The 16507-nt window shown below is 32.2% G+C and carries 16 protein-coding genes and 1 tRNA gene; 6 read left to right on the forward strand and 11 right to left on the reverse strand.

What is annotated here, in order from left to right:
• Window positions 1-68: 68 nt before the first annotated feature.
• The 6 genes from Q361_RS01790 to Q361_RS01815 all read right to left on the reverse strand — a co-directional run bounded on the left by Q361_RS01790 (window position 69) and on the right by Q361_RS01815 (window position 6102).
• Window positions 69-623, reverse strand: coding sequence for a hypothetical protein (locus Q361_RS01790; protein ID WP_103724996.1), 555 nt, complete (start codon window positions 621-623; stop codon window positions 69-71).
• Window positions 623-1687 (reverse strand): hypothetical protein, encoded by a 1065-nt coding sequence (locus tag Q361_RS01795; protein WP_103724997.1) that lies wholly within the window; start codon window positions 1685-1687, stop codon window positions 623-625. Before Q361_RS01795 ends, Q361_RS01790 begins: the two co-directional genes overlap by 1 nt.
• A gap of 55 nt (window positions 1688-1742) precedes the next feature.
• Window positions 1743-2339, reverse strand: coding sequence for a hypothetical protein (locus Q361_RS01800; RefSeq protein ID WP_103724998.1), 597 nt, complete (start codon window positions 2337-2339; stop codon window positions 1743-1745).
• A 131-nt stretch (window positions 2340-2470) separates the two neighbouring features.
• A complete protein-coding gene (locus Q361_RS01805; protein WP_103724999.1) occupies window positions 2471-3694 on the reverse strand; it encodes an NADP-dependent isocitrate dehydrogenase in 1224 nt (407 codons plus the stop codon).
• Between the two features lie 219 nt (window positions 3695-3913).
• Window positions 3914-5800, reverse strand: coding sequence for a molecular chaperone DnaK (gene dnaK, locus Q361_RS01810; protein ID WP_103725000.1), 1887 nt, complete (start codon window positions 5798-5800; stop codon window positions 3914-3916).
• A 227-nt stretch (window positions 5801-6027) separates the two neighbouring features.
• A tRNA-Pro gene (locus tag Q361_RS01815) sits at window positions 6028-6102 on the reverse strand.
• Between the two features lie 159 nt (window positions 6103-6261).
• Here Q361_RS01815 and trxB point away from each other — a divergent pair.
• Entirely contained in the window at window positions 6262-7206 is a 945-nt protein-coding gene (gene trxB, locus Q361_RS01820) for a thioredoxin-disulfide reductase (RefSeq protein WP_103725001.1), read from the forward strand.
• A gap of 64 nt (window positions 7207-7270) precedes the next feature.
• Here trxB and Q361_RS01825 read toward each other — a convergent pair whose 3' ends face one another.
• Both Q361_RS01825 and nadC read right to left on the reverse strand, forming a co-directional pair.
• A complete protein-coding gene (locus Q361_RS01825) occupies window positions 7271-8209 on the reverse strand; it encodes a YihY/virulence factor BrkB family protein (protein WP_103725002.1) in 939 nt (312 codons plus the stop codon).
• Window positions 8210-9070: a carboxylating nicotinate-nucleotide diphosphorylase gene (gene nadC / locus Q361_RS01830; protein WP_103725003.1), complete on the reverse strand. Its 861-nt coding sequence runs from the start codon at window positions 9068-9070 to the stop codon at window positions 8210-8212.
• 105 nt (window positions 9071-9175) lie between these two features.
• Between nadC and Q361_RS01835 the strand changes: the two genes are divergently transcribed.
• The 5 genes from Q361_RS01835 to Q361_RS01855 are packed head-to-tail and all read left to right on the forward strand — an operon-like array spanning window position 9176 to window position 14710.
• On the forward strand, window positions 9176-10519 hold the full coding sequence (locus tag Q361_RS01835; RefSeq protein ID WP_103725004.1) for a DEAD/DEAH box helicase: 1344 nt from the start codon (window positions 9176-9178) through the stop codon (window positions 10517-10519).
• A gap of 28 nt (window positions 10520-10547) precedes the next feature.
• Window positions 10548-12491, forward strand: a complete 1944-nt coding sequence (locus tag Q361_RS01840) for a vWA domain-containing protein (RefSeq protein WP_103725005.1) — start codon at window positions 10548-10550, stop codon at window positions 12489-12491.
• Window positions 12488-13753, forward strand: a complete 1266-nt coding sequence (locus Q361_RS01845) for a dihydroorotase (protein WP_103725148.1) — start codon at window positions 12488-12490, stop codon at window positions 13751-13753. Before Q361_RS01840 ends, Q361_RS01845 begins: the two co-directional genes overlap by 4 nt.
• A complete protein-coding gene (locus Q361_RS01850; protein ID WP_103725006.1) occupies window positions 13740-14057 on the forward strand; it encodes a hypothetical protein in 318 nt (105 codons plus the stop codon). Before Q361_RS01845 ends, Q361_RS01850 begins: the two co-directional genes overlap by 14 nt.
• On the forward strand, window positions 14057-14710 hold the full coding sequence (locus tag Q361_RS01855; RefSeq protein ID WP_103725007.1) for an alpha/beta hydrolase: 654 nt from the start codon (window positions 14057-14059) through the stop codon (window positions 14708-14710). The genes Q361_RS01850 and Q361_RS01855 overlap by 1 nt, the downstream gene beginning before the upstream one ends.
• A gap of 25 nt (window positions 14711-14735) precedes the next feature.
• On the opposite strand, the gene Q361_RS01860 is transcribed toward Q361_RS01855, so the two are convergent.
• Genes Q361_RS01860 through Q361_RS01870 form a run of 3 tightly spaced genes read right to left on the reverse strand, consistent with a single transcriptional unit; the run spans window position 14736 to window position 16499 of the window.
• The gene (locus Q361_RS01860) at window positions 14736-15230 is read right to left on the reverse strand and encodes a hypothetical protein (RefSeq protein WP_103725008.1); all 495 of its coding nucleotides are present in this window, start codon (window positions 15228-15230) and stop codon (window positions 14736-14738) included.
• A 2-nt stretch (window positions 15231-15232) separates the two neighbouring features.
• Window positions 15233-15730 carry a hypothetical protein gene (locus Q361_RS01865; RefSeq protein WP_103725009.1) on the reverse strand — a complete coding sequence of 166 codons (498 nt, stop codon included), beginning with the start codon at window positions 15728-15730 and terminating at the stop codon, window positions 15233-15235.
• Between the two features lie 4 nt (window positions 15731-15734).
• Window positions 15735-16499, reverse strand: a complete 765-nt coding sequence (locus Q361_RS01870; protein WP_103725010.1) for an MBL fold metallo-hydrolase — start codon at window positions 16497-16499, stop codon at window positions 15735-15737.
• Window positions 16500-16507 lie beyond the last annotated feature (8 nt).

Genomic DNA, 16507 nt, shown 5'->3' on the forward strand with positions numbered 1-16507 from the left:
TTGTTAATTGAAAAACCCTTGAACTTACTTAGTTCAAGGGTTTTATTTTTATTTTAAAATTAATGAGTCTAGAAATGAAAATTAAGATTTACATACCCTAACTTACCTAAACCAGACTCTGTCCACGAATTTCTGTTATCATTTGAAAATGTTGCATGATCAACAACAATATTGTGCCTTACATAAAAACCTGGTTCTACTGTAAAAGAAAAATTTTGCGATAAATTAAACTGTATTCCTAAAAACGGCATTATACCAAGCATATATTGGTTTTTATTTATGTTTTTATAATTATTATAATTAGTCATTACATCAATACCATAATAAAAATGCCATTTAGTATAGTTTTTAATTATTTTATCTGCACCCAATTTTATTCCAAAATCTGTAAAACCTCCCTCACTATCATCATTTTCATATAAAGCACCTCCTCTTACATGAATTTTTTCTGTGAGAGCATAACGATAATTAATACTGTAAGCATTTTTATCTGATGTAAAAGCAGAATTCACAAATTTTGATATTCCAATACCTATTTGATGTTTAGGTATAGTATTATCAAGTGATGTTTGTGCAAATGAAATAGAACATATTAATACTATGTATATATAAAGTATTCGCATTAATTCAAATAATTGGCAAAAATATTTTCAATTTGATTTTTAAAATCACCTACATAAACATCAACATTTTCGCTAGTACCGTCAGAATAGATAATATAAATTTCAGTTTGTCCATTTATTGTACGATAGTCTAAATCTCCAATTTTTGAGTTATTATAGAAAACTTCTGCGTCAGAATTTGCATTAACCTGAGCGTCTGTAGGATCTGAATATGCAGACAACGCTTGAACATTTATTGCATAATTTATGCGTAAATTTCCTTCTGATAAAAATCCATTTACAGATTTTACATCTTCATCTACAGATGTAATATTTGCATAATCATTATCATACAACTTTACATTTAATTCAAAATTTGTTCCACATCCTTGTGTAGTAGAAGAGTCATAAGCCAATTTAAAATCTGTAGGAGAAACTCTCGTCCAGTGAAAATTATGTGTAAAAGGAGCTGTATAAATAGCAATATCTGCACTAATAGGCATTGAAAAATTGGTTCCTGTTTGAAATGTTACATTAGATAAGTTTAAAGAAAAAACAGTATTGCCATTTCTTTTTAAAGTTAAATTAGCTGCATTAGGAAGCCAAAATGAATTTGCCTCAAATGAAGTTTGAACATCACTGTAAGAATTTAATGTAAGTTCGCTATCTATTGTTGTTTGATTCTGTCTAGAAGGAAATTTTAATGTTATTAAAGATGAATTGGCAACTTTAGACCAAGTTTGAGTACTAGAATTCCAAGTGTATATACCTGTTCTTGTTGCAAATTGAAATTTATCATTTAAAATTAAATCTCCATATTGCAATTCAAATTTATCTGCTATATTTTTCAAGTAAGTGTCATTGTAAGTTTGATCTGCAGTATTAAATAAAGAATATAAAAGAAAGCTTGATAAATCTCCGTCATCTAATGTATTTAAACAGTTATAAAAACTATTTATAGTATTGGTTATGTTTTGTTTATCTTCTGCAACTGTTGTGCTAGAAGAATCATCAGTAGAAGATGATGAACAAGAATAAATAATGGTAGTGAAAACCACTACGGCTGATAATAAAATTTTTTTCATTTGTAAAATATTTAAGTCGGCAAATATATTAATATTCTTGTAAAAAAAGTATTACTTATTTTTTCTTTTTGGCATCAATATATTCCATTTTTGTAGCATCATAAACCCATTTGTTTTCTTGATTTTTACTTCTTTGAACTATACTCCCATCTGGATATAAAGTAAATTCAAATCCTTCTCTTCTCACTCTTTGTTGGGTTTCGCTGGCTGTTTTATTTCTATCTAAAAATACTTTTTCTGTTGTATTTGTAGTAGTCTGTGTATTTGAAAAAACTTGTTTTTTATTGTTTATTTCATAAACTACATTATAAACCAAAGTAATTTCTTCTGTTTTTAAATCGGTTTTGTTTATTCTCTTTTCTGTCCAAGTAAGTAAATACAAGGTAGTTCCTGCTGCTTTAAATGAAGCTAATTTTGTACCTATCGGACTAAAATTTTTATCTACTTGTTGTACAATAAGTGCTCCTAATTCTTTTCCTTTATCTACTATTGTTACTTGAAAATTTCCGTTTTTAACTTCAGCAATTAGGTTGTCCATTTTTGCAAAAAAAGGCGTTGCTTTTGCAGTAGCTGTTTTTACTCCTTTTTTTTGTGCAAATGTGCTATTTAGAGTACAACATACTAAAAAACATAGTATCAAATATTTTTTCATAAAGTATATTATATTTTTGAATTTGGTACAAGATACAAAAAAATTCAAACCTTATTATTTTTAGTTTGGTTTTAACAAAAAAGGTTGCTCAATGATGAGCAACCTTAATTTTGTAAATAAAAATGTAGCGATTAAGCTAACTTTTTGTCTAAATTTTCTTTCAACGTTTGTAAAAAATCTTCTGTTGTAAGATAATCTGCTTCAGTTAATCCTTGTGGTTTTACAAGCATTGCCAAATCTTTGGTCATTTTTCCGCTTTCTACAGTTTCAACACATACTTGCTCTAGAGCATGGCAAAAATCAATCAACTCTTGATTTCCATCCAATTTCCCTCTGTGTTCTAAACCTCTTGTCCAAGCAAATATAGATGCTATTGGGTTTGTAGAAGTTTTCTTTCCTTGTTGATGCTGACGATAATGGCGCGTAACTGTACCATGTGCTGCCTCAGCCTCAACTGTTTTTCCATCGGGAGTTACAAGTACTGAAGTCATCAAACCTAATGAACCAAAACCTTGAGCTACTGTATCTGACTGAACATCACCATCATAATTTTTACAAGCCCAAACAAAACCTCCATTCCATTTCATGGCCGAAGCTACCATATCGTCTATAAGTCTGTGTTCATAAGTCATTCCGTTAGCTTCAAAATCTGCTTTGTAGTGTTGCTGATATACTTCTTCAAATATATCTTTAAAACGACCATCGTAGGCTTTTAAAATTGTATTTTTTGTAGAAAGATACAAAGGCCATTTTTTGGTTAAAGCCATTTGGAATGATGAATGTGCAAAACCATAAATACTCTCGTCGGTATTGTACATAGACATCGCTACTCCATCTCCTTTAAAATCATATACATTCCAAGTAGTAGTTTCACCAGCTTCATTGGTAAACGACATGGTAAGTGTTCCTTTTCCTTTGATTACTTTATCTGTAGCTTTATATTGATCACCAAACGCATGACGACCAATTACTATAGGTTGAGTCCACCCCTGTACATAACGAGGTACATTACTCATGATAATAGGCTCACGAAAAACGGTTCCTCCAACAATGTTACGGATAGTTCCATTTGGTGATTTCCACATTTCAGAAAGGTTGAATTCTTTTACACGCTCTTCGTCTGGTGTAATGGTAGCGCATTTAATACCTACATTGTATTTTTTTATTGCTTCTGCAGAGTCAATTGTGATTTGATCTTTGGTAGCTTCTCTACTTTCAATTCCTAAATCGTAGTATTTGATATCTAAATCTAAATAAGGAAGAATTAATTGTTCTTTAATAAAGCTCCAAATAATTCGAGTCATTTCATCGCCATCCAATTCTACTACTGGATTGGCTACTTTAATTTTTGCCATTGTATTAGGTTGTTGTTTGTTATTATTATATTTACTAAAGCAAAGATATAAAATGTAAAAATATTTTAATAAAAGCTACACTCCGAAAACGTTATAATTATGATTTTTGCTTTTTAAGAAGTTTTTATTGAAAATATAATAAAATTAGTGTTTCTATTTTTTGAATTTCACAAACTTAATTCATAAAAAAAGGCGCCTAAGCGCCTTTTTTGTTCTTAATTATTTTACTTCTTCAAAATCTACATCTTGTGTTTGGTCTCCATTAGCATCGGCTTGTGGCTGAGCTTGTTGTGTTTGACCTTCTGCTTGAGCTTTGTACATTTCTTCTGAAGCATTTTTCCAAGCCTCATTTATTTTGTCTAGAGCTGGTTGTATTGTATCTACGTCTTTTGTATCGTATGCTTTTTTCAAATCTTCCAACGCTACGTTTAAAGCTGTTTTATTGCCTTCAGAAAGTTTGTCTCCAAACTCATTCAATTGTTTTTCTGTTTGGAAAATCATACTGTCTGCTTCGTTCAATTTATCTGCTTTTTCTTTCGCTTTTTTATCGGCATCGGCATTCATTTCTGCTTCTTTTTTCATTCTTTCAATTTCTTCTGGAGTTAATCCTGAAGAAGCCTCAATACGAATATCATGCGATTTGCCTGTTCCTTTATCGGTAGCCGAAACTTTAATAATACCATTAGCATCAATATCAAAAGTAACTTCAATTTGAGGAACTCCTCTTGGTGCTGGCGGAATACCGTCTAGATGGAAACGACCTATTGTTTTATTATCTGCAGCCATTGCTCTTTCTCCTTGCAATACATGTATTTCTACACTTGGCTGATTATCTGCAGCTGTAGAGAATACTTGCGATTTTTTGGTTGGAATGGTTGTATTGGCTTCTATCAATTTTGTCATTACATTACCCATAGTTTCAATACCTAATGATAATGGGGTAACATCTAGAAGTAATACATCTTTTACATCACCTGTAAGTACTCCACCTTGAATTGCAGCGCCTATAGCAACTACTTCGTCTGGGTTTACCCCTTTTGATGGTTTTTTGCCAAAGAATTTTTCTACTTGCTCTTGTATTACAGGTATACGTGTAGAACCACCTACCAAAATTACCTCATCAATATCTGATGTAGACAAACCTGCATCTTTTAAAGCCTTAGCAACAGGTTCCATAGAACGTTTTACTAAATTTTCTGCCAATTGTTCAAACTTAGCTCTAGTTAAAGTTTGTACCAAGTGTTTTGGTCCTGTGGCAGTAGCTGTAACATAAGGCAAGTTTATTTCTGTTTGAGAAGAAGATGAAAGCTCTATTTTAGCTTTTTCTGCTGCTTCTTTTAAGCGTTGCAAAGCCATAGGGTCTTGTCTTAAATCTACACCTTCTGCACTATTAAATTCATTTGCCAACCAATCGATAATTACTTGGTCAAAATCATCACCTCCAAGATGTGTATCTCCATTTGTTGATAATACTTCAAATACACCATCTCCTAATTCTAATATTGAAATATCAAAAGTACCTCCACCTAAGTCGTACACTGCTATTTTTTGATCTTTTCCTGCTTTGTCTAAACCATAAGCTAAGGCTGCTGCAGTAGGCTCATTGATGATACGCATTACTTTTAAACCTGCAATTTCTCCAGCTTCTTTTGTGGCTTGACGTTGTGCATCGTTAAAATAAGCAGGTACTGTAATTACAGCTTCAGATACTGTTTGTCCTAAATAATCTTCAGCCGTTTTTTTCATTTTTTGAAGTGTCATTGCCGACAATTCTTGCGGTGTATATAATCTTCCGTCAATATCAACACGAGGTGTGTCGTTGTCTCCTTTAACTACTTTGTAAGCTACTGTAGAAGCTTCTTTTGAGCTTTCAGAATACTTATTCCCCATAAAACGTTTAATAGACGCTATGGTTTTTGTAGGATTGGTTACCGCCTGACGTTTGGCTGGATCTCCTACTTTAATTTCTCCGCCTTCTACAAATGCTATAACAGACGGTGTTGTTCTTTTTCCTTCTGCATTGGCAATTACTACTGGTTCTCCACCCTCCATAACTGCTACACAAGAATTGGTTGTACCTAAATCGATACCAATAATTTTACCCATAATATTAATCTCCTTTTTATTGTGTTCTTTTTAAAATTGCTCCTCTAGGAGTGAGCAGAGTATTATAAACTCGTAAACGTTATAGACAAGTTTTGTGCCAATAGAAAAATAAGGAAATAATTGTCTTGATTACTCAAGAAAAAAAAATATTTATGCCAAATTGACATTAAATACTGACAGAATAGCTATAAAAAGAAAAAAGCTAGACAGTTAATGTCTAGCTTTTGTCGGGGTGGCAGGATTCGAACCTGCGACCTCCTGGTCCCAAACCAGGCGCGATGACCGGGCTACGCTACACCCCGAATTTGTTTTGCGAGTGCAAATATACCATATCTTTTGAGAATACAAAATAAATAACAAAATAATTTTAATCAATACAAATATTAAATATAATGATACCTCTAGAATAATTTTAATTGAATAAAAAAGTTAATTTTGTACTGCTTAAAAAATAAAAAACAATGTCTAAAATAGAAAAAGTAAAATGTTTAATAATAGGTTCTGGCCCTGCTGGATATACTGCTGCAATATATGCCGCTAGAGCCAACATGAAACCTGTTTTGTATCAAGGAAATCAACCTGGTGGGCAATTAACAACGACCAATGAAGTAGAAAATTTTCCGGGCTATCCTAATGGTATTTCTGGGCCAGAAATGATGGTGCAACTACAAGAACAAGCCAAACGATTTGATGCCGACATACGTGATGGTTGGGTAACCAAAGTAGATTTTTCGGGTGATGTGCATAAAGTTTGGGTAAATGATGATACCGAAATACATTGTGATACCGTAATTATTTCTACAGGTGCTAGTGCCAAATATTTAGGCTTGCCTTCTGAACAGCATTATCTTCAACTAGGCGGTGGCGTTTCTGCTTGTGCGGTATGCGATGGTTTTTTTTATAGAAATCAAGAAGTTGTAATTGTAGGTGCTGGAGATTCGGCTTGCGAAGAAGCGCATTATTTATCTAAAATATGTAAAAAAGTAACTATGCTTGTTCGTAGTGATAAATTTAGAGCTTCTAGAATTATGGAAGAGCGTGTACGAAAAACAGAAAATATTGAAGTATTACTCAATACCGAAACTGTTGAAGTTTTAGGTGACGGACAAGTTGTTACAAGTGTTAAAGTAAAAGAAAGAACTACTGGTGTTGAGCATGAAATACCTGCTACTGGTTTTTTTGTAGCGATAGGTCATCAACCGAATACCAATATATTTAAAGATTATTTACAACTAGACGAAACAGGTTACATTATCAATACTCTGGGTTCAACAAAAACAAATATTGCTGGAGTTTTTGTTGCTGGAGATGCTGCAGACCATGTATATAGACAAGCTATTACTGCTGCAGGCACAGGTTGTATGGCTGCTCTTGATGCCGAAAGATATTTGGCTAGCAAAGAATAATATTTTTTAAAAACATATAAAAATCGTGTAAAATAAAATCTTTTTACACGATTTTTTTTATTGCTTAATTTTCTAAAAGTTTCTTTGCTTTTTCTCTTTTAAAACGATTGAGTACCGCATTGAGTTCAAAGCCTAATAATAAGATCATACAGTTTATCCAAATGTAAAACATTACTACCAATAATGTTCCAATAGAACCATACAATTGGTTGTATTTGGAAAATTTAAGCACCCATATTCCAAAAAAATATGATGTAAGCACAATTAAGATAGTAGTAAAAACAGAACCTATTGATATAAAAGAACGATGTGCTTCGCGTTTGATTCCGTATTTGAATAATATTGAAGTAGAAATTAATATCATTAAAAGTAAAAACAAGTACCGTCCCATTTCTATAAGCGGAATAGTATCGGAAAGAACATCTTGTAATTTTGTTTTTTGAATAAAAATTTCAAAAGTTACTATGGCGGCTACTGTAATTAATAATAAAAAAGCCATACATATCGAAAGTGCCAATGCTACAATGTACTGTCGCAAAAATTGTCGTTTGTGTACAATGTGGTGTGAACTTTCAAAGCCACCAAGAATAGCATTGAACCCGTTTGCCATTAAAAATACGGCCATAAAAAAACCCGTTGATAGTAAACCTTGATAACTGTTGTGTAAAATATCATTTATAGTTTTGGAAATTGCATCAAAGGTTGTGGGTGGAACACTATCTTGTAAAAAACTCATAAAGTCTTCTTGAAAGCCTTGTATGGGTATAAAGGGTATTAAGTTTAAAACAAATAGTGCAAAAGGAAATAATGCCATAAAAAAACTAAACGCAATAGCTGACGCTCTGTAAGTTACAGCTCCTTCTATAATTCCTGTAAAATATAAGGCTACTAAATCATACAACGAAAAACCATGTAACCAAGGGAATTTTATAGACTGAGCTACTAAAATTCCTTGTTTAATGAATGGTAAATTTTTTATTTTTTCTGTGATATTCTGTGCCAATTATTCTATTGCCTTTAAACTTAAATCCATATTATAAACCGAATGTGTTAATGCACCCGAAGAAATATAATTAACGCCACAATCTGCATATTGGCGTATTGTATGCTCATTAATATTTCCCGATGATTCCGTTAAGCAAGTATTGCCAATAAGTGCTACAGCTTTTTTGGTATCTTCAAAATTAAAATTGTCTATCAAAATTCTATAAACGCCATCGTTTTGTAAAATTTCTTTAATCTCATCTAGATTTCTGGCTTCAACAATAATTTTTAAATCCAATTGATGCTCTTGCAAAAATTGTTTCGTTTTAGTGATAGCTGCGGTTATTCCTCCTGCAAAATCGTTATGATTATCTTTTAGCATAATCATATCGTACAATGCAAAACGATGGTTTTCGCCCCCTCCTATTTTTACAGCCCATTTTTCGCAAGCTCTAAAACCTGGTGTAGTTTTTCGGGTATCCAATATTTTGGTGGAAGTTCCTTTTAGCAAATCAACATACTTTCTGGTTTTTGTAGCAATAGCACTCATACGTTGCATACTATTAAGTACCAACCGTTCTGCTTTTAATATCGATTGAGAACTCCCCGAAACATGAAACACAACATCGCCTTTTTCTACAATACTTCCGTCTTCAATAAACAGTTCCATAGTAAGCGAAGCATCTACATATTCAAATACTTTTTTAGCAAATGCTACGCCTGCAATAATACCACTCTCTTTTACCAAAAGTTTTGCTTTTCCTTGTGCAGAAGCAGGAATACAAGCTAAAGAACTGTAATCGCCTGCACCAACATCTTCTCGTATGGCATTTTCTATAATTAATGTAAGTTCTTTTTCAAATTGTTCTTCTGAAATCATCTTAATATTTTTAGCTAAAATAGTAGTTTTTAAGGTTAATTAATAGGGATTAACATTAAAAAAAGTATAAAAAAGAATTGTGTACCTTTGCCGAAAATCATTTTCATGGAAACTTTTGAGCAATTTAATCTACCTAAATCATTACAAAAAGCTATAGACGAACTCGGACTTAGTACACCTACGCCTATTCAAAATAGAGCATTTAATGTAATTACTTCGGGTAGAGATGTTATGGGTATAGCTCAAACAGGAACTGGAAAAACCCTAGCTTATTTATTACCCGTGCTCAAACAATGGAAATTTCAAAATATACACACACCTCGAATTGTAATTTTGGTTCCAACACGTGAGTTGGTTGTTCAAGTAGCTGATGTAGTAAGTCAAATTACGCAATATATGTCGGTTCGTGTATTGGGTGTTTATGGTGGCGTAAACATCAATACCCAAAAAAAAGCTATACTTGAAGGAGTGGATATTTTGGTAGGAACACCCGGCAGAACTATGGATTTGGCACTAGATGGCGATTTGCGCTTGGATACTGTTCAAAAACTAATAATCGATGAGTTTGACGAAATTCTAAATTTAGGCTTTCGTTTTCAAGTTACGTCTATTCTTTCAATGCTAAAAAACAAAAGACAAAACATTCTTTTTTCGGCTACAATGACAGACGAAGTTGATGAAATGATTGAAGAATATTTTGACTTTCCAGAAGAAGTTTCTTTGGCTCCTTCGGGAACTCCGCTCGAAAAAATTGAGCAAGTAGCATACCGCGTACCCAATTTTACAACCAAAATAAATTTGCTTAAATATTTGCTATCTACCGACGAAAGTATGCAAAGAGTGTTACTTTTTGCTAATAATAAAAAAGCGGTAGACTTAATAGCATCGATGCTTGAAGAAGATTTTGAAGATCAGTTTGGTGTAATACACTCTAATAAATCTCAAAATTATAGATTAAACACTATGGCTAGCTTTCAACAAGGCGAATTAAGAGGCATTGTTACCACCGATGTTATGGCTAGAGGTTTGGATATTACCGATATTACACACGTAGTTAATATGGAGTTACCCGATACTCCAGAGCAGTACATACACAGAATTGGTAGAACAGGTCGTGCCGATAAAGAGGGTATTGCTCTTAGTTTTATTGCTCCAAAAGAAGAAGAAATTTTGATAGAAATAGAAATGCTAATGGATAAAGAGATTGATTTTTTATCGATGGCTAATGAAGTAGAAGTTTCTGAAAAATTATTGGAATTTGAAAAAGAGAAAAAGAAAATAAAGTTCTTATTAAAAAAACCTAAACTAGAGGGTGGCTCTGCATTTCATGAAAAATCTGAGAAAAACAAAAAAGTAAACCTTGGCGGACCAGGAAAACGTAACCCGAGAAAAACAAAACCGAGAAATAGAGCCGTAGAAAAAAAACGCGCTTCTAAAAAGAAAAAATAATTTGTATTTTTGACAAACTTTTAACTCTATGCAATTCAAACATCCAGAACTTTTATATTTCCTTTTCTTATTGGTAATACCCATTCTGGTGCATCTTTTTCAATTACGAAAATTTAAAAAAGAATATTTTTCGAATGTAAAGTTTTTAAAAGAACTTGCTTTACAAACTCGAAAAAGTTCCAAAATAAAAAAATATTTACTTCTAGCAACTAGATTATTACTATTGGCTTGTGTTATTTTTGCCTTTGCACAACCCTTTTTTAAAGCCAAAGACAGCGAAAATGCTCAAAATGAATTGTATATTATTTTAGACAATTCGTTTAGTATGCAAGCCAAAGGTAAAAAAGGAGAATTGCTTAAAAGAGCCGTGCAAGAGTTATTACAACACGCTCCAGAAAATGCAAATTTTTCACTTTTAACCTGTACCGATGATTATTGGAATACCGATATAAAAACCATACAAAAAGAACTTCAAAACTTAGCATACAGTCCTATTTCGTTTGACATAGAGAGTCTTTTGGCAAAAATAAAATCGCATAAAACAGCCAACAAAAAAGATATTGTAGTAATTACCGATGCAATAGGTATAAAAAATGATGCGCTAAAAAGCTATAAAAATGACGAAAATTTGTTTTTTATTGTTCCTGAAATAGAAAAAAAATCAAATGTAGCTATAGATACTGTGTATCTTAATCAAACGTTGGACAAGTTTTATGAAATAAGTGTAAAAATAAAGAGTTTTGATACTGATAAAACTGTAAACGTACCTGTTTCATTGTACAACAACAATAAACTGCAGGCTAAAACATTGGTAAATTTAAAAACTTCCGAGAATAAAATAAATTTCACATTACCTAAAGAAAATTTTAACGGATATGTTTCTTTACTAGATGATGGTCTAGAGTACGACAACACCTATTATTTTAGCATCTCTAAACCCGAAAAAAATAAAGTAATTAGTATTGGCGACGACGCAAAATCTGAATTTCTATCTCGAATTTATACTAATGATGAATTTATTTATAAAAACTATCCTTTAGCGCAACTCGATTATAATATACTTGATAAACAAGACGCTATTATACTCAATGAGTTGAAAGAAATTCCTGTAGCGCTTCAAACCAATTTGAAATCTTTTGCTCAAAAAGGAGGAAATGTCATCATTATTCCTAATGCCGAAAGTGTAGCATCAAATTTAAATACTCTTACGCAAAATTGGGGCGGTATTACCTACCAAAGTCCTACCACCAATGAGAAATTAATTTCTAAAATCAATTTTAATCATCCGCTATTTACGGGTGTATTTGAAAAAAAGGTAGATAACTTTCAATATCCAAAAACAAATATTTCATTTGAAATAAATGGTGCTATTCCTAGCGCTTTGCAATATAATGATGCTACTTCATTTTTATCGGTATTCTCCAACGGATTAGCATCTGTATATGCGTTTGCGGCACCAATCAACAAAGCGAATAGTAATTTTCAAAATTCACCTATTATAGTGCCTGTTTTTTACAACATGGCAAAAAATATTCAAAAAACGGGAGCTACTGCTATTACTATAGGCAATAATACACCTTATATTGTGGAAACCGATTTGGGTAAAGACGAAATTGTAAGTGTAAAAAGTACCGAACCCCAAAACAAAGAAAGTTTTATTCCTGTACAACAAATTCTCAACAATAAGGCAAAACTTACTTTTAATGAAAATCCTAACAAAGCAGGAAATTATTCTATTTACAACAACACAACCGCTATAGAAAACCTGAGTTTTAACTACAATAGAAAAGAAAGTAATTTGGAAAATGTAAACAAAGATGCTGTTTCAGATTTCAAAGAATTTAACGATGTAGAAACTCTATTCAACACCTTGCATATCAACCGTACCGATAGTATGGTATGGAAATGGTTTGTGCTTTTGGCACTACTATTTTTAGCATTGGAAATAGCGATTCAAAAATTTGTAAAATGAAACTCATTTTAAAAAAAGCAAAAGTGCTCGATGCTTCAAGCCAATATCACAAGCAAACGGTTGATATTAAAATAACAAAGGGCATAATTGAAGATATTGCTCCAGAAATCACACAAAACGATTATCAAAACATCGAATTTGATAATCTTCACATATCAAACGGCTGGATTGATACAAGTGTTTGCTTTGGAGAACCTGGTTTTGAAGATGCCGAAACTTTACTTAATGGTTTAAATACAGCTGCCAAAAGTGGCTTTACCCAAGTAGCTATTCAGCCAAATACAAAACCCATTACCGATAATCAAGCACAAATAGAATTTATAAAAAATAGATCGTTACATCATCTTGTTGAAGCCTTTCCCATTGGTGCATTAACCAAAAAAAGCGAGGGTTTAGATTTAGCAGATTTGTACGACATGAAAAATGCTGGAGCTGTAGCTTTTGGCGATTATAATTGCTCTATTGCCAATGCAAATATCATGAAAATTGCTTTGCAATATGTTCAAGATTTTAACGGCTTGGTTATTGCTTTTTCTCAAGAAGATTCATTAAAAGGTAAAGGTGTTGTAAACGAAGGTGTAGCTGCAACCCATTTAGGTCTAAAAGGAATACCTAGTTTGGCAGAAGAAATTGCAATAGCACGAAACTTATTTCTATTAGAATATACAGGGGGAAAACTGCACATTCCTACTATTTCTACTCAAAAATCGGTAAAACTTATACAAGAAGCCAAAGCAAAGGGATTACATGTTACATGTAGCGTATCGGTTCATCATTTAACATTAACCGATGAAAAACTTTCTGATTTTAATACAAATACCAAAGTACTTCCTCCGTTAAGAACCGAACAAGATCGATTAGCGTTACTCGAGGCGGTTAAAGACAATACTATCGATTGTATTACAACAGATCATCACCCTGTAAATATAGAATATAAAAATCTTGAATTTGACTTGGCTCATTTTGGTACAATAGGTTTGGAAAGTGCTTTTGGAGCTTTAAACAAAGTATTGACTTTGGAATGTATTATTGAAAAATTAACTTTTGGCAGAACTATTTTAGGAAAACAAAAAAGTAGTATTAAACAAGGAAATCTTGCTAATATGACACTATTTAACCCAAATACATCATGGGTTTTTGATACTAAAAATATAATATCTAAATCTAAAAACGCCATTTTTATAAACGAACCAATGCAAGGAGAAGTTTACGGGGTTATAAACAACAATAAAATTAGTTTAAACAATAATGAAAGAAAATAAATCATTAGGAATATTGGCTTACTTTACTATTATAGGTACTGTAATTGCTATGATTATGAATACTGATGCTGAGAAAAAAAGTAACTTTAATTCGTTTCATATACGTCAGGCTTTAGGCGTATTTTTATCATTTTTTTTACTAGGTTATTTTGTAAGTTATGCCGATAGTTGGACTGCTACGAGTGCTTTCTATATTTTTTTCTTTATCTTATGGATTTATGGATTTCTAGCCGCTTTAGAAGGTAAAACAAAACTTATTCCTGTATTGGGTAATTTCTTTCAAAAAATATTTAAAACTTTATAATGAGCCTATCTTTACAGTATTTAATACGAGAACCTAAAACAATAAAGGATAAAAATCCTTTGCTAATACTACTTCATGGTTATGGTAGTAATGAAGAAGATTTATTTTCTTTTGCTAGCGAGCTTCCCGAAGATTGTTATGTTGTTTCTGCTAGAGCACCTCATGATATGATGTATGATAGCTACGCATGGTATGCAATAAATTTTACTGCCGATGCTACAAAATTTTCAGATATTCCTCAAGCAATAGAATCTAGAGAACTCATAGCAAATTTTATTGATGAGCTTACAAGCAAATATCCTATAGACCAAGATAAAACAGTTCTCATTGGGTTTAGCCAAGGCGCAATATTAAGCTATGCGGTAGCATTATCTTATCCAAAAAAAGTAAACAAAATTGTAGCGTTGAGTGGCTATTTTAACCCCGAAATTGTTGTTGATACATTTTTAGACAATCCCGATATACAAAACGTAAAAGTATTTGCTTCTCATGGAAATGTCGATCAAGTTATTCCTGTTGAGTGGGCAAGAATTTCTTCGGCAAAAATTAAAGATTTTGGAATTGATATTGTGTACAAAGAATATCCTGTAGGCCATGGTGTAGCGCCGCAAAATTTCTTTGATTTTAAAAAATGGATCGAAACTTATTTATAAAATAAAAGGGATTCTTTAGTCCCTTTTATTGTTCTATGCCTTGTTCTGGCTCATCACTTTCAATGACTTTATTTCCGGCTTCAATATCTCCTTTATAAATTGTAATTCCAGCTTTTTTAAGAGAATACTCTTTACCTAAATACAATTGATAATCTTTGTATACCCAAGGCTCATTTTTATCTTTTCTAACTAGTAATAACGAGTCGTCTATATTGGGCATAAATATTTCGGCTGTGTTACCATCTTCGCTAAATAAAACATAAGCGCATAAAATAGCTTCTTCTTTTTCTTGTTTTTCAATAGGATTTAGCTGAATTCCTGTAAAAACTCTCACACAATCTTTACTCACTTTAGACCAAGTATATCCTGCTGAAGCCAAACAACCATGCTCGTCTTTATCTGTACCTACAGCAACAGAATCTGTAGCTTCACCTGGCAATAAAGTATCGGCATCTTTATTTAATTTACAAGAAAACATTAAAAAGGTCAATAAGAGTAATAGTAGTGCTTTTTTTAACATAATTATTCGATTTGTTTTGGATATAAATAAGTTTGAATAGTTTCGAAAGATACAGTTTGGTCTTTATTTATAAAATATTTAATCAAGGCTTCTCCCCACAATTCTCCATTACTATAGTCTGCTATTAACCAACGATGATTTAGTAGTTTTATTTTATTAATTGAAAACTTTTTTTCACCATCTGCCGCTTGATCTGTATACGGATTCCCTTTTGGACTTCCATTATAGTCTATTAAAGCATTCTTTACTAAGGGAATAATTTTAGTATAATCTAAATTAGCATTATAAAAATATTCTTTAGCGTTATCATTGTTTTCCAAAGCAAAATAATTGGCTTCTACCAATTGATTGTACAATACATTCAAACTATCTTTTGCCGAAGAGCTTGTAGAGGCTTGTTGTTTTTTTTCAAAAGCTTCTTTTCTTGTAAAATAACTATACGTAAAAACATTTAATAATGCTGAGAGTATGAATAAATATAAAAATAATTGTTTTTTCATTTTTTTAAACGGTTATTGTTAAATTATCAAAAGCCAATATTACATTTTTGGGCAATTCTTTTTGTACATTTTCATGCAAGCCCATATGGTGACTTATATGCGATAAGTAGGCTTTTTCTGGGTTTATCAAATGTACAAATTCTAGAGCTTCTTCCAAATTAAAATGTGAATGATGAGGCTCTTTTCTCAAAGCATTAATTACCAACACCTTGACGCCTTTTAACTTTTCTATTTGGCTTTCTTCTACAAAAGACACATCTGTTAAATAAGCAAAATTATCTATTCTATAGCCAAGTATAGGCATTTTTCCGTGAAGAACTTCAATAGGAATTATCGTTTTGTTCTTTACATAAAATGGTTTGCTTGGTTCTACCTCAAAAGCAAGTACAGAAGGTGCTCCAGGGTATTTATTATCTTGAGTAAAAATATAGTCGAAACGTTTTTCCAAATTTTTTAAAACTCTGTTTTGTGCATATATAGAAATAGCCCCTTGATTAAAGTAAAAAGGTCTTATATCGTCTAGCCCCGCAGTATGGTCGGCATGTTCGTGTGTAAATAGAATGCCATCTACCCTATCGCACTTAGAGTTTAGCATTTGTTGTCTAAAATCGGGCCCGCAATCTATTACCACCGAAAAATCTTTATCAACAACCCAAATTGAAACACGCAATCTTTTGTCTTTACTATCGGTGCTCAAACACACTTCATCTGTACAGCCTATTACAGGAATACCCTGCGAAGTACCTGTTCCTAAAAAATATACCTCCATGTAGCACG

The sequence above is a fragment of the Flavobacterium croceum DSM 17960 genome (assembly GCF_002917885.1).
Lineage (GTDB): Bacteria > Bacteroidota > Bacteroidia > Flavobacteriales > Flavobacteriaceae > Flavobacterium > Flavobacterium croceum.

Excerpts from the sequence above, each read along its gene's own strand:
- Q361_RS01860 (WP_103725008.1), bottom strand. The coding sequence starts at position 15,230 with ATGTTAAAAAAAGCACTACTATTACTCTTATTGACCTTTTTAATGTTT.
- Q361_RS01800 (WP_103724998.1), bottom strand. The coding sequence starts at position 2,339 with ATGAAAAAATATTTGATACTATGTTTTTTAGTATGTTGTACTCTAAAT.
- Q361_RS01805 (WP_103724999.1), bottom strand. The coding sequence starts at position 3,694 with ATGGCAAAAATTAAAGTAGCCAATCCAGTAGTAGAATTGGATGGCGAT.
- Q361_RS01855 (WP_103725007.1), top strand. The coding sequence starts at position 14,057 with ATGAGCCTATCTTTACAGTATTTAATACGAGAACCTAAAACAATAAAG.
- Q361_RS01865 (WP_103725009.1), bottom strand. The coding sequence starts at position 15,730 with ATGAAAAAACAATTATTTTTATATTTATTCATACTCTCAGCATTATTA.
- Q361_RS01845 (WP_103725148.1), top strand. The coding sequence starts at position 12,488 with ATGAAACTCATTTTAAAAAAAGCAAAAGTGCTCGATGCTTCAAGCCAA.
- Q361_RS01870 (WP_103725010.1), bottom strand. The coding sequence starts at position 16,499 with ATGGAGGTATATTTTTTAGGAACAGGTACTTCGCAGGGTATTCCTGTA.
- Q361_RS01835 (WP_103725004.1), top strand. The coding sequence starts at position 9,176 with ATGGAAACTTTTGAGCAATTTAATCTACCTAAATCATTACAAAAAGCT.
- Q361_RS01790 (WP_103724996.1), bottom strand. The coding sequence starts at position 623 with ATGCGAATACTTTATATATACATAGTATTAATATGTTCTATTTCATTT.
- Q361_RS01795 (WP_103724997.1), bottom strand. The coding sequence starts at position 1,687 with ATGAAAAAAATTTTATTATCAGCCGTAGTGGTTTTCACTACCATTATT.
- nadC (WP_103725003.1), bottom strand. The coding sequence starts at position 9,070 with ATGATTTCAGAAGAACAATTTGAAAAAGAACTTACATTAATTATAGAA.
- trxB (WP_103725001.1), top strand. The coding sequence starts at position 6,262 with ATGTCTAAAATAGAAAAAGTAAAATGTTTAATAATAGGTTCTGGCCCT.
- Q361_RS01850 (WP_103725006.1), top strand. The coding sequence starts at position 13,740 with ATGAAAGAAAATAAATCATTAGGAATATTGGCTTACTTTACTATTATA.
- dnaK (WP_103725000.1), bottom strand. The coding sequence starts at position 5,800 with ATGGGTAAAATTATTGGTATCGATTTAGGTACAACCAATTCTTGTGTA.
- Q361_RS01840 (WP_103725005.1), top strand. The coding sequence starts at position 10,548 with ATGCAATTCAAACATCCAGAACTTTTATATTTCCTTTTCTTATTGGTA.